The sequence below is a fragment of the Streptomyces sp. NPDC040545 genome (assembly GCF_055595065.1).
Map to the genome: position 1 here is coordinate 416,232 of NZ_JBVIWA010000003.1, position 11,910 is coordinate 428,141.

Below are 11,910 nucleotides of genomic sequence, written 5' to 3' on the forward strand. Positions count from 1 at the left end.
GAGGGAGCAGGAGTGAACAAGGGGTACGCCGCCTTCTGCGACGCCGACCGCTGGTTCTACGACGCGCCGTACCGGCGGGCCGAGCAGAACTACCCGGCCGCGCTCGCCCCCGTACCGGCGGGGTGGCAGACACACCGCAGCGGGGACTGGCTGGCGCTGCGGCCCGTCGACGCCCGGCTGCCCTCCCAGGGCTGGAAGATCCACGTCTCGGCATGCCTGGACAACGCCGAGTCCGTCCTCGAACGGGTCCGCACGTACTGCGTGGAGCGCCGGATCGCTTTCAAGTTCGTGCCGAGCCGGTACCTGCTGCACCTGCGCAACGCGAAGTACGCCGACCGCGCGGCGAGCGGCAAGTTCCTCACCGTGTACCCGGCGGACGAGGAGCAGTGCCGGCGCGTCGCCGAGGAGCTCGACGCGTTGCTGGCCGGGGAGCCGGGCCCGTACATCCTGAGCGACCTGCGCTGGAACGACGGGCCCGTGCACCTGCGTTACGGAAGTTTCACCCTGCGGCACTGCTACGACGACCGCGGCGAGCTCGTCCCGGCGATCGAGACCCCGGAGGGCCGGCTCGTACCGGACCCGCGGGGTCCGGTGTTCCAGCCGCCCGAGTGGGTCGAGCTGCCCGCGTTCCTCGCGCCCCATCTGGCCCGGCGGGCCGCCGTCACCCTCGAAGGCCTTCCGTACACGGTCGAACGCGCCCTGCACTTCTCCAACGGTGGCGGTGTCTACGCCGGCCGTGACGTGCGCACCGGCGCACCGGTCGTCCTCAAGGAGGCGCGCCCCTTCGCGGGGCTCGCGGCCGACGGAGCGGACGCCGTGACCCGGCTGCACCGCGAACGAAGGGCCCTGGAGCAACTGGCCGGGCTGGACTGCGTGCCCGCCGTCCATGGCACCTTCACCGTCGGGGACCACCACTTCCTGGTGATGCAGTACCTGGAGGGCAAGCCCCTCAACACCTACTTCGCCCGCCGGCACCCGCTGATCGAGGCGGACCCCGATCCTGCGGAGCTCGCGGAGTACACCCGGTGGGCGCTGGAGGTCCACCGGCAGGTGACGCGGGCCGTGGAGGCGGTGCACGCCCGCGGCATCGTCTTCAACGACCTCCACCTGTTCAACATCATGGTCGCGGAGGACGAGGGGACCGGCGGGATGTCGGTCGCGCTCCTCGACTTCGAGGCCGCCGCCCACGTGGACGAGGGGCTCCGCCAGACGGTCGCCAACCCGGCGTTCGTCGCCCCGGCCGGCCGGCGCGGTTTCGCCGTCGACCGGTACGCCCTGGCCTGCCTGCGGCTGGCCCTGTTCCTGCCGCTGACCAGCCTGCTGGTGCTGGACCGGGCCAAGGCGGCGCACCTGGCCGGCATCGCCGCCGAGCAGTTCCCGGTCCCCCGTGGGTTCCTCGACGAGGCGGTACGGGAGATCCTCGCGGACCCCGGTCCTGACACCGGTCCCGACGCCGGTCCCGGACCTGGTTCCGGCTCTGGTTCCGGCGATCGCGTGGCCGTACCCCGTGCCCGCCCCTACCTGCCGGTCGAGCCGGGCGACCTGGCGGCCGCATGTGCCTCGATGACGGCGGCGATCCGGGCGAGCGCCACCTTCGACCGCGAGGACCGCCTCTTCCCCGGGGACCCGGCCCAGTTCGCGACCGCCGGCGGCGGAACCGGATTCGGCTACGGAGCGGCCGGTGTGCTGTACGCGCTCGCCGAGACCGGCACCGACCCGTGGCCCGAGGCCGAGGAATGGCTGCTGGCCCGTACGAAGGAGCCGGCCTCCGGGATGCCGCTGGGCTTCTACGACGGCCTCGCCGGTCTCGCCTGGACCCTGGAACGGCTCGGCCACCGCGACCGCGCGCTCGCCCTCGCCGACCAACTGCTGGGCCAGCCCTGGCAGTCGGCCGGGCCCGACCTGCACGGCGGACTCGCCGGCATCGGCCTGGCCCTGGACTCCCTGGGCTCGGCCACCGGCGAGGGCGAACTGCACGCCGCGGCCCTGCGCTGCGCCGAGCTCCTCGCCGATGCCGCGTCCATGCCTACGTCCGCGTCCGTGTCCGGGCCGAAACGGGCGGGTCTGCTCCACGGTCACAGCGGACCCGCGCTGCTCCATCTGCGGCTCTACGAACGAACCGGAGACCAGGAGTCGCTGATCCGGGCCGGCCGGGCCCTGCACCGCGATCTCGACCGCTGCGTGACCAGCGCGTTCGGCACCCTGCAGGTCGACGAGGGCTGGCGCACGATGCCCTACCTCGGCGGCGGCAGTGTAGGGATCGGCATGGTGCTGGACGACTGGCTGGAGCACGCGCGGGACGACCGCTTCGAACGGGCCCGGCCGGAGATCGTCCGCGCCGCCCAGGCGACCTTCTACGCCCAGCCCGGACTGTTCCGCGGCGCGGCCGGCATGATCCTCCACCTGGCCCGGACCACGACGCCGGGCCCGGGCTCCGCCCCCGCGGACATCGCCCGGCAGGTGGAGGCCCTGGCCCGGCACGCGGTCCCGTACCAGGGCTTCCTGGCCTTTCCCGGCGAGCAGATGATGCGCCTGTCCATGGATCTGTCCACGGGCACGGCCGGCGCGCTCCTCGCTCTCGGCGGCGCGGCGCCCGGCGGGCGCGCGCACCTGCCGTTCCTCCCGCCGCCGCGGTCCACCGCGGCGGCCCCAGAGCCGGTCCCCCTCGCGGGGGCCGTGACCCATCGGAACACCACAGTGAAGAGGATACGGACATGACGCTTCTCGACCTGCAGTCGATGGAAACCCCCAAGGAAGAGGCCACCGAGGCCGCGCACCTCACCGGCGGCGGCAGCCGCGCCAGCCTGCTCCTGTGCGGCGACAGCAGCCTGAGCATCACGACCTGTAACTGATCAGGGATCAGGTCCTCCTGGGCCCGGGCGGTTCGCCGCCCGGGCCCGCACCACACCCCTGGAGCCCGCGCCCCATGACTGTGCCCGATCCCCCCGGCGAGGCGCCGGCCGCCCGCGCGGCCGACCGGGCCCTGCGGGCGGCCGCGCGACACAGCGCAGGCCGCCTCGCCGCCGCGGCCGGCTGCGCGGTGGCCGCCGCCGGCGCGGCCCTGGCCGAGCCGGCGGTCCTCGGCCACACCCTCGATCTGCTGCTGCGGCAGGACCCCGCCGGCGCCCGGTGGACCGTGTGGTGCGCGGCGGTGATCGCCTCCGAGGTGGTGCTCGACGCGGCGACGGCCCGGCTCACCGGCGGTGTCGACGCCCGCTCCACCGCCTGGCTGCGGCGGCTCGGGCTCGGCCGGCTGCTGCGCACCGCCCCGCACCATGCCGCGCGCCACTCCCCCGGTGAGCTCTCCGCCCGGCTGACCGCGCAGGCCACCACCGCCGGCGCCGTACCGGGGGCCGTCGTGACCGCTTCAGTGGCCCTGGTCCCGCCGCTCGGCGGACTCGTGGCGCTGTTCCTGGTCGACGTATGGACCGCGCTGGCCTTCCTCGCCGGACTCCCGCTGCTCGCCCTGCTGCTGAGGGCGTTCGCCCGCGACTCGGGGGCCAGCGTCAGCCGCTACCAGGAGGTGCAGCTCGACCTGGCCGGCCGCCTCGTGGAGGCCCTCGGGGGCGCACGTACGATCGCCGCCGCCGGTACCGCCGAGCGTGAACAGGCTCGCGTACTGGCCCGGTTGCCGGAGCTCGGCGCCGAGGGGCGGCGGACGTGGCGGATCTACGGCGCGACCGTGGCGCGTACCGCTGCCCTCATGCCCCTGCTGCTGTACGTGGTCCTCGGCGTGGGCGGGGTCCGCCTCGCGGAGGGGGCCCTCGGCGTCGGCGGGCTCCTCGCCGCCGTCCGCTACGCGGGCCTCGCGGCCGGGGTGGGCGCGGTGACGGGACGGCTGGCGGCCGTGGTGCGCGGCCGGGCCGCCGCCCGCCGCACCGCGGCCCTCTTCGTGCTCCCCGAACTCCCGCAGGGTGAGCGCCGGCTGCCCGAGGCGGGGCCGGGGGCGCTGGAGCTGCGCGGGGTACGGGTGGTGCGCGCGGGCACCGTGCTGCTGCACGACGTCGACCTGCGGATCCCCGGTGGGACGACCGCCGTCGTGGTCGGCCGATCGGGCTCCGGCAAGACGACGCTGGCCGCGGTGGCGGGACGGCTCTCGGCGTGCGACGAGGGCCGGGTCCTGCTCGACGGGGTGCCGCTCGACGAGCTGTCGGCCGAGGAGCTGCGCCGCGAGGTCGGCCACGCCTTCGAACGCCCGGCCCTCTTCGGGGGGAGCGTCGCGGCCGCCGTCGCCTTCGGCGGCCGGCCGGATCCCCACGCGCACCCGGACCGCGGCCCCGGCCCCGACCGGGACCTGGCCGCCGTGCGGGCCGCCGCGCGGGCCGCCGGGGCCGACGCCTTCGTCCGCCGCCTGCCCGAGGGGTACGACACCGCGCTCGCGGACGCGCCCCTGTCCGGCGGGGAGCTGCAACGCCTCGGCCTGGCGCGGGCGTTCTGCCGTGCGGGACGGCTGCTCGTCCTGGACGACGCGACGTCGAGCCTGGACACGCTCACCGCCCGCGAGGTGGAGCGGGCCCTGGCGAGCGGGGTCCGGCCGGGGACCCGCCTCGTCGTCGCCCACCGCGTCTCCACGGCCGCCCGCGCCGACCTCGTCGTCTGGCTCGAAGCGGGACGGGTCCGGGCCACGGGTACGCATGCGGAACTGTGGCGGGACCCCGGCTATCGGGCGGTGTTCGGCGCGGGGGCGGAGCCGGGAGCGGAATCGGAAGCGGAACCAGAACCGGAAGCGGCCGCTGGGCCGCCCGGCCGGGAGGCGGTCCGATGAGCGAGTACGGCACCTGGCACCGGGTGTCCCGCGAGGGCCGCCGCTTCCTGCGCGGGCGGATCCGGACGCTGTGGCGGCTCGCGCTCTGGTCCCTGCTGGAGTCCGCGCACACCTTCCTCGGCGGTTACGCGGTGGCCCGCGCCCTCGACGACGGCTTCCTCGCGGGCCGTACCGGTACCGGCATCGGCTGGCTGGCCGTGGCCGGTGGGGGCGCGCTGCTCGGCGCCCTCGCCCTGCGCGGGGTGTTCGGCGGGCTCGCGGACCTGGTCGAGCCGCTGCGCGACGGCCTGGTGCGGCGCTCCGTGCGCCAGGCGATCGGGCGCGCCGTCGCCGATCCCGGGCGGGCCGGTGACGCGGGTGCGGTCTCCCGGCTCACCCAGCAGACCGAGATGGCCCGGGACTCCTTCGCCGGACTGGTCCTGATCGCCCGGTCGTTCGTCTTCACCTCCCTGGGCGCGCTGCTCGGGCTGGCCGCGCTGGCCCCCGTCCTGCTGGTCCTCGTACTGCCCGCGCTGCTGCTGGGTACGGCCGCCTTCCTCGCCACGCTGCACCCGATGGCACGGGTGCAGCGCGCGGCGCTCGACGCCGACGAGGCGTTGTCCGCGCGCGCGGGCGAACTGGCGGCGGGGCTGCGCGACGTCGTCGCGTGCGGGGGCGGGGCGAGCGCCGGAGCCGGGGTGGAGCAGCTGATCGCCGAGCAGGAGCGGCTGACCGGGCGGCTCGCGCGGTGGACCGCGCTGCGCACGCTGGCCCTGGGCGTCGCGGGCCGCCTGCCGGTCGTCGTGCTGCTGGCCGGAACGCCCTGGCTGCTCGGGCGCGGGGTCAGCGCGGGGGCGGTGGCCGGGGCCCTCACCTACCTCGTGCAGTCGCTGCTGCCCGCCCTGGACGCGCTGATGACGGCGGTGGGCTCGGCGGGCACCCGGCTGCTGGTGGTGCTGGACCGGTTCTGCGATCGGGTACCGGCGGCGCCACGGCCGCCGGTACCCGCACCGCCGGCACCACCCGTGCCCGCGCCCGCACCACCCGCGCCCGCCGTCGAACTGCGCCGGGTCCGCTTCGCCTACGGTCCGCGCGCGCACCCGGTGATCGACGGCCTCGACCTGGTGGTCGGGCCGGGCGAACACCTGGCCGTGGTGGGGCCGAGCGGCATCGGCAAGTCCACCCTCACCGCCCTGATCGCCGGCCTGCTGCCGCCCGGCCGGGGAACCGTACGGGTGGCGGGCGCGCCCGCGCGCCGCGCCCCGGAACACGGTGGCCCGGGGCCCGGCCCCGACGCCCGCCGGACGCTGCTGCCCCAGCAGGCGTACGTGTTCACGGGGACGGTCCGCGAGAACCTCACCCACCTGTGCCCGGGGCCGGTGCCTCGGGGCGAGGTGGAGCGGGCCACGGCCACCCTCGGCGCGGACGCACTCGTGGCCCGGCTCGGCGGACTGGACGCGGCCGTCGATCCGGGCCGGCTCACTCCGGGCGAGCGGCAGCACCTCGCCCTCGCCGCCGCCTACCTCTCCCCCGCCCCCCTGCTGTTGCTGGACGAGGCCACCTGCCACCTCGACCCCCGGACCGAGGAACGCGCCGAGCGGGCGCTCGCGGAACGCCCCGGCACGCTGGTGGTGGTCGCCCACCGAATTTCCTCCGCCGTCAGGGCCGACCGGGTCCTCGTACTCGACGGGACCCGGGCGGTGTGCGGCACGCATGCGGAGCTCCCGGCCAGGTCACCCCTGTACCGGGAACTGGTGGGCCTGTGGAACGCGCAAGGGTGAGGGAGGGGCCGGGGGAACCGGGGCCGGCGGCTCAGACCCAGCCGGCCCGCCGGGATATCCGGATGGCGTCGATCAGGTTGCGGGCGCCGGTCTTCCGGGTCACGGCGGCCATGTAGTTGCGTACGGTTCCGCTGGCGAGGTGCAGGGCGCGGGCTATCTCCGCGATCGAGTCTCCCTCGGCGGCGCGGGCCAGCACACTCAGCTCGCGCGGGCTGAGCGGCACCGGGTCGGCTTCCATGAAGGCAGAGGCGAGCGTGGCGTCGACGAAGCGCTCTCCCTCCGCGACCTTCCCGATGGCCCGGACCAGCCGCGCGGGAGAGCCGTCCTTGTCCACGTAGCCGAGCGCCTGGGTCCGGAACGCGCGCCGCAGCGAGCCCGGCAGGTCGGCCCGGGCCAGCACGAGCAGGGGCGTGGGCGTGGGCGTGGGCGAGTGGGGCAGGAGGCCGGCGGCGCCCGCGTCCTCGAGGAGGGCCGCCGAGACCCCCGGACAGTCGAGGTCCACGACCACCACGTCGGGTCGTAAGAATTCGGCCTGCCGCGCGGCCGCGCGCCAGCCGGCGGAGGTGACGTCGAAGTCGCCTTCGGATCTCAGGAGCGCGGCCAGCGCCGACCGCACGAGGCATACGCCGTGCAGCACCAGGACCTTGGTCATCGGGGTTCCCCTCACGAGACGATCGATCAGCATCAAGCGGGTGCCCAGCTACAGCCGTGAGGGAACGTCACGGCGGGAGGCGTGCGGGGGCGTGTGGCCTGAGCCTGGCGCTCCGCCCGTTCCACCCCCGCGCGGCAGGTGGCCCTCCCACCTCGGCGGGCATCCGGAAAGCGCCGCGGAACCGCTCGGGAGCCGGAGATCCGGATGGGCTGATTCCGCGTGCATTCGGCGGGATCCGCCCCGGCCCGGGTCCGGTCGCACCGGCTCATCCGTACATGTCGAAAAGACTTCGGACGGGATGTCGAGAACCCGTGGCCGGCTCCGTCCCAGGGGTGAACGCGACCACAATGGGTCGCACCAGGACCGAGGAGAACCATCATGGCCAAGTACCTGCTGCTCAAGCACTACCGCGGCGCCCCGGCAGCGGTCAACGACGTGCCCATGGACCGGTGGACGCCCGAGGAGATCTCGGCGCACATCCAGTACATGCACGACTTCGCGGCCCGGCTCGAAGGGGCCGGTGAGTTCGTCGACGGCCAGGCACTCGCCCCCGAGGGGACCTTCGTCCGGTACGACGGCGAGGGGCGCCCGCCGGTCACCGACGGCCCGTTCGCGGAGACGAAGGACCTGATCGCCGGCTGGATGGTGATCGACGTCGACAGCTACGAGCGCGCCGTCGAACTGGCCGGAGAGCTGTCGGCCGCCCCCGGGGCGGGCGGGAAGCCGATCCACGAGTGGCTCGAACTGCGCCCGTTCCTGGCCGCGCCGCCCACCATCACGGAATGACCTCGCCGATGGACGAGGCCCTGCTCAGGAGCCTCACGCCGGGCGTGCTCGGGATCCTCGTCCGCCGCGGAGCCGACTTCGCGGCGGCCGAGGACGCCGTCCAGGAAGCGCTGGTCGAGGCGGTCCGCAGCTGGCCCGCCGACCCTCCGCGGGACCCGAAGGGCTGGCTGGTCACGGTCGCCTGGCGGCGGTTCCTCGACGCGACCCGGGCGGACACCGCCCGGCGCCGGCGTGAGGACCTCGTGGACGAGGAGCCGCCACCCGGGCCGGCGCCCGCGGTGGACGACACGCTCCAGCTGTACTTCCTGTGCGCCCACCCGTCGCTGACGCCGTCGTCCGCGGTGGCGCTCACGCTGCGCGCCGTCGGCGGGCTCACCACCCGCCAGATCGCCCGGGCCTACCTGGTGCCCGAGGCGACGATGGCGCAGCGCATCAGCCGGGCCAAGCGCACCGTCTCCGGCGTACGGTTCGACCGTCCCGGCGATGTCGCCACCGTGCTGCGCGTGCTCTACCTGGTCTTCAACGAGGGCTACTCGGGCGACGTCGACCTCGCCGCCGAGGCCATCCGGCTCACCCGGCAGCTCGCGGCCCGGGTCGACCACCCCGAGGTGGCCGGGCTGCTGGCCCTCATGCTGATCCACCACGCCCGGCGCGCCGGCCGGACGGCGCCCGACGGCAGTCTGGTGCCGCTCGCCGAGCAGGACCGCGGCCGGTGGGACACCGGGGCGATCGCCGAGGGCGTACGGATCCTGCAGGCGGCTCTCGCCCGCGACCGGCTGGGCGAGTTCCAGGCCCAGGCGGCCATCGCGGCGCTCCACGCCGACGCGCCCGCCGCCGAGCAGACCGACTGGGTGCAGATCGTCGAGTGGTACGACGAGCTCGTGCTCCTGACGGACAGCCCGGTCGTGCGGCTCAACCGCGCGGTGGCCGTCGGCGAGGCCGACGGGCCGCGGGCGGGACTCGCGGCGCTCGCGGCGCTGGACGACGCGCTGCCCCGCCACACCGCGGTGGCGGCGTACCTCCACGAGCGCGACGGCGACGTGGTGACGGCGGCGCGGCTGTACGCCGAGGCGGCCCGGAAGGCGCCCAACCTCGCCGAGCGCGATCACCTGGTGCGGCAGGCCGCCCGGCTGAACAGCGCTCGCCGGTCCCCCTGACCGGCGCCGCCCGCCCGAGCCGTCACGTCCCGCCGTCGACCAGGGCGGCCGGCCGGTCGGGGGGCCGGCGCAGCCCGGTGTGCAGGAGGCAGGCCGCCGACGCGCCGGCCGCGTACCAGAACAGGTCGGGTGCGTTGAAGGTGGAACCGAGGACCAGGCGGGCGACGGTGCTGTGCCGGGAGAGCTCCGCGGGTACGGCGGTCAGCTGGAGGAACTCGACGGCCCAGCTGGCGGCCAGCGCGGTACCGGCCGCCCGCAGGGGTGTCAGCCGGGGCGCGGCCAGCACGACGAGGGTCAGCAGCAGGACGGTGTAGAGGGCGTCTCCCCCGTACTTCGCCGTGCTCCCCGCCGCGAGGGCCCGCAGTCCCAGCCCCGCACCGACGGTCACCACCGCGGCCGCGGCCGCCACCAGCCGGGTCCGCCGCAGGCCGGGGGCGGGGGCGCTGTCACGGCATCGGGGTAAGGGATTCACGGGGCCATACTGCCGGCCCCCTCCGGACCGCCCGCACCCGCCCGGGCGGGCCCCTACCGGGTCGGGTAGTCCGTGTAGCCGCGTGCGTCGCCTCCGAAGAAGGTGGCGGGGTCAGGCGTGTTGTACGGGCCTTCGGTGCGCAGGCGCTCCGGCAGGTCCGGGTTGGCCAGGAAGAGGGCTCCGAAGGCGAGGAGGTCGGCGACGCCGTCCTCGATCAGCGTGAGGGCGCGGTGGTCGGTGGGGCCCTCGGTCGCCGGGTTCAGCACGAACGGTCCGGAGAACTGCTTGCGCAGGGCGAGGGTGGCCTCCCGCGCCTCGGGGGCGTGCTCCAGGACGTGGAGGTAGGCCAGGCCGAGTCCGTCGATCTCCTTGACCAGGGCCTCGTAGACGGGCTGCGGGTCGGGCTCGGAGATGTCGTTGTACGTGTTGCCGGGCGAGACGCGCAGTGCCGTGCGCTCGGCGCCGATGGCGGCGGCCACCGCCTTGACCACCTCCACCGCGAAGCGGATCCGGTTCTCCGTGGAGCCGCCCCACTCGTCGGTGCGCAGGTTCGAGCCGGGGGCCAGGAACTGGTGGATCAGGTATCCGTTGGCCCCGTGCAGCTCCACTCCGTCGAAGCCGGCCTCGACCGCGTTGCGGGCGGCCTGCGCGTAGTCGGCGATGGTCTGCCGCACCTCGGCCCCGGTCAGTTCGTGCGGGGTGACGAAGTCCTTCATGCCGTCGCCGGCGAACAGCTGGCCCTGGGCGGCCACCGCCGACGGGGCCACGGGGACGAGGCCGTCGGGCAGCAGCGTCGGGTGGCCGATGCGGCCGGAGTGCATCAGCTGGGCGAAGATCCGGCCGCCCGCCGCGTGCACGGAGTCGGTGACCTCGCGCCAGGCCGCGACCTGCTCGGCGCTGTGCAGGCCGGGGGTGAAGGGGTAGCCCTGTCCGACGACGGAGGGCTGGATCCCCTCGGTGATGATCAGACCGGCGGATGCGCGCTGGGTGTAGTACTCGGCGACGAGGCTGGTCGCGATGCCGCCCTGACCCGCGCGGCTGCGGGTCATCGGGGCGAGGGCGATCCGGTTGGAGAGGGTGGCGCCGGCCACGTGGACCGGTTCGAAGGCGCTGGTCATGTCTGCCCCACAGAGATAATTGGTCGGCCAATGATTGACTGCGAGAGGCAGCGTACCTCATTACTTGGCCGACCAAGATAAAATGGGGGCGGACGGTAGAATCCACTCGGGGGATCTGCCCGAGATCCGCCGGAGATCTGCCGGACCGACCATGAGGAGCGCTTCCATGACCGCGGAATCCGTACAGGAGCCGCGCTCCGCCGCGCAGTGCGCGGCGGTGCCGAGTGCGGTGCTGGACGGCCCGGTGAGTCATGCGATCAGCCGGGTCTCCCGGCTCCACCGGATCGCGGCGGGCCGGGTCCTGCGGGACCTGGGGCTGCATCCGGGGCAGGAGTTCCTGATGATGCACCTCTGGGACAGCGGGGCCGTGCGACAGTCCGAGCTGATCAAGGCGGTCGGCCTCGACCCCTCGACGGTGACCAAGATGCTCCAGCGCCTGGAGCTCTCCGGCCACGTGCGGCGCCGCCCGGACCCCTCGGACGGGCGGGCCTCCCTGGTCGAGGCGACAGACGCCAGCTGCGGACTCCTGGTCGAGGTACGCAGGGCATGGGGTGAACTGGAACGCCAGACCCTGGACGGCCTGGACGCCGCCGAACGCGCCGAACTGACCCGCCTCCTGGGCAAGGTCGAAGCCACCTTGTGCACGGAGGTCGCCCGCGGCGCCGGCGCGGAGTGCGATGCCGCCTACAAGAACCCGGGCGGCTGCTAGTGCTGTGACCGGACCTTGCCGGGCCCGGCCGTACGACCCGTCTTCCCGCATTCGCGCACCCAATGGGCGATCTTGTCTCGTTTGGCAGAGAATCGCCATGACGAACACCCTCACCTGATGTCGGCATGCGCGGACCGGCGGTCCGAAGGTCGTGGGATATGGCACCTGCAACGCTCCAGGGCGCGGAACGGACCGGGACCTCCCCCGCCATGGAAGATCCCAGGGCGCGGACGCCGGAAGAGCGGTCACCCACCCCGGAGGAACTCGCGTCCGTCCGGACCACCGTGGCCCGGCTGAAGGCGGCCTTCCCCTCGGTCGACGCGGACACCGTCGAGGCGACGGTCGAGGCCGCGTACGACGCGTTCCGGCAGGCCAGGGTCAGGAGGTACGTCCCGATCCTGGCCGAACGCCGGTCCCGGAAGGCGCTCGCCGCCGTCACCGGGAGCACCCCGGACACAGCGGGGGACGGGCCGTGACCGCCGGGGCCCGGG

At 74.9% G+C, this 11,910-nt stretch carries 11 protein-coding genes; 8 read left to right on the plus strand and 3 right to left on the minus strand.

Features of this window, described 5'->3' with window-relative positions:
• Positions 1-12: 12 nt before the first annotated feature.
• From lanKC to ACZ573_RS09970, 4 genes are all read left to right on the plus strand, one after another.
• The gene (gene lanKC, locus ACZ573_RS09955) at positions 13-2,718 is read left to right on the plus strand and encodes a class III lanthionine synthetase LanKC (protein WP_471301785.1); all 2,706 of its coding nucleotides are present in this window, start codon (positions 13-15) and stop codon (positions 2,716-2,718) included.
• Positions 2,715-2,852, plus strand: coding sequence for a SapB/AmfS family lanthipeptide (locus ACZ573_RS09960; protein ID WP_301364230.1), 138 nt, complete (start codon positions 2,715-2,717; stop codon positions 2,850-2,852). Before lanKC ends, ACZ573_RS09960 begins: the two co-directional genes overlap by 4 nt.
• Before the next feature lie 74 nt (positions 2,853-2,926).
• A complete protein-coding gene (locus ACZ573_RS09965; RefSeq protein ID WP_471301544.1) occupies positions 2,927-4,765 on the plus strand; it encodes an ATP-binding cassette domain-containing protein in 1,839 nt (612 codons plus the stop codon).
• A complete protein-coding gene (locus ACZ573_RS09970) occupies positions 4,762-6,525 on the plus strand; it encodes an ATP-binding cassette domain-containing protein (protein WP_471301547.1) in 1,764 nt (587 codons plus the stop codon). Before ACZ573_RS09965 ends, ACZ573_RS09970 begins: the two co-directional genes overlap by 4 nt.
• 31 nt (positions 6,526-6,556) lie before the next feature.
• On the opposite strand, the gene ACZ573_RS09975 is transcribed toward ACZ573_RS09970, so the two are convergent.
• Positions 6,557-7,177, minus strand: a complete 621-nt coding sequence (locus ACZ573_RS09975; protein ID WP_471301549.1) for a response regulator transcription factor — start codon at positions 7,175-7,177, stop codon at positions 6,557-6,559.
• 378 nt (positions 7,178-7,555) lie between these two features.
• Here ACZ573_RS09975 and ACZ573_RS09980 point away from each other — a divergent pair, with 378 nt between their 5' ends.
• Together ACZ573_RS09980 and ACZ573_RS09985 are read left to right on the plus strand one after the other, a co-directional pair.
• Positions 7,556-7,963, plus strand: coding sequence for a YciI family protein (locus ACZ573_RS09980; protein ID WP_471301552.1), 408 nt, complete (start codon positions 7,556-7,558; stop codon positions 7,961-7,963).
• An 8-nt stretch (positions 7,964-7,971) separates the two neighbouring features.
• Positions 7,972-9,120: an RNA polymerase sigma factor gene (locus tag ACZ573_RS09985; protein WP_471301788.1), complete on the plus strand. Its 1,149-nt coding sequence runs from the start codon at positions 7,972-7,974 to the stop codon at positions 9,118-9,120.
• Between the two features lie 22 nt (positions 9,121-9,142).
• Here ACZ573_RS09985 and ACZ573_RS09990 read toward each other — a convergent pair whose 3' ends face one another.
• Positions 9,143-9,592, minus strand: coding sequence for a ribosomal maturation YjgA family protein (locus ACZ573_RS09990; protein ID WP_471301553.1), 450 nt, complete (start codon positions 9,590-9,592; stop codon positions 9,143-9,145).
• A gap of 53 nt (positions 9,593-9,645) precedes the next feature.
• Complete coding sequence (locus ACZ573_RS09995) at positions 9,646-10,710, minus strand: alkene reductase (RefSeq protein WP_471301556.1); 1,065 nt, start codon at positions 10,708-10,710, stop codon at positions 9,646-9,648.
• Between the two features lie 166 nt (positions 10,711-10,876).
• Here ACZ573_RS09995 and ACZ573_RS10000 point away from each other — a divergent pair, with 166 nt between their 5' ends.
• Together ACZ573_RS10000 and ACZ573_RS10005 are read left to right on the plus strand one after the other, a co-directional pair.
• A complete protein-coding gene (locus ACZ573_RS10000; RefSeq protein WP_471301558.1) occupies positions 10,877-11,419 on the plus strand; it encodes a MarR family winged helix-turn-helix transcriptional regulator in 543 nt (180 codons plus the stop codon).
• Between the two features lie 158 nt (positions 11,420-11,577).
• The gene (locus ACZ573_RS10005; RefSeq protein WP_471301561.1) at positions 11,578-11,895 is read left to right on the plus strand and encodes a three-helix bundle dimerization domain-containing protein; all 318 of its coding nucleotides are present in this window, start codon (positions 11,578-11,580) and stop codon (positions 11,893-11,895) included.
• Positions 11,896-11,910: the final 15 nt, after the last annotated feature.

Coding starts and splice junctions, on each gene's coding strand:
- ACZ573_RS09960 (WP_301364230.1), top strand. CDS start 2,715: ATGACGCTTCTCGACCTGCAGTCGATGGAAACCCCCAAGGAAGAGGCC.
- ACZ573_RS09965 (WP_471301544.1), top strand. CDS start 2,927: ATGACTGTGCCCGATCCCCCCGGCGAGGCGCCGGCCGCCCGCGCGGCC.
- ACZ573_RS09970 (WP_471301547.1), top strand. CDS start 4,762: ATGAGCGAGTACGGCACCTGGCACCGGGTGTCCCGCGAGGGCCGCCGC.
- ACZ573_RS09975 (WP_471301549.1), bottom strand. CDS start 7,177: ATGACCAAGGTCCTGGTGCTGCACGGCGTATGCCTCGTGCGGTCGGCG.
- ACZ573_RS09980 (WP_471301552.1), top strand. CDS start 7,556: ATGGCCAAGTACCTGCTGCTCAAGCACTACCGCGGCGCCCCGGCAGCG.
- ACZ573_RS09985 (WP_471301788.1), top strand. CDS start 7,972: ATGGACGAGGCCCTGCTCAGGAGCCTCACGCCGGGCGTGCTCGGGATC.
- ACZ573_RS09995 (WP_471301556.1), bottom strand. CDS start 10,710: ATGACCAGCGCCTTCGAACCGGTCCACGTGGCCGGCGCCACCCTCTCC.
- ACZ573_RS10000 (WP_471301558.1), top strand. CDS start 10,877: ATGACCGCGGAATCCGTACAGGAGCCGCGCTCCGCCGCGCAGTGCGCG.
- ACZ573_RS10005 (WP_471301561.1), top strand. CDS start 11,578: ATGGCACCTGCAACGCTCCAGGGCGCGGAACGGACCGGGACCTCCCCC.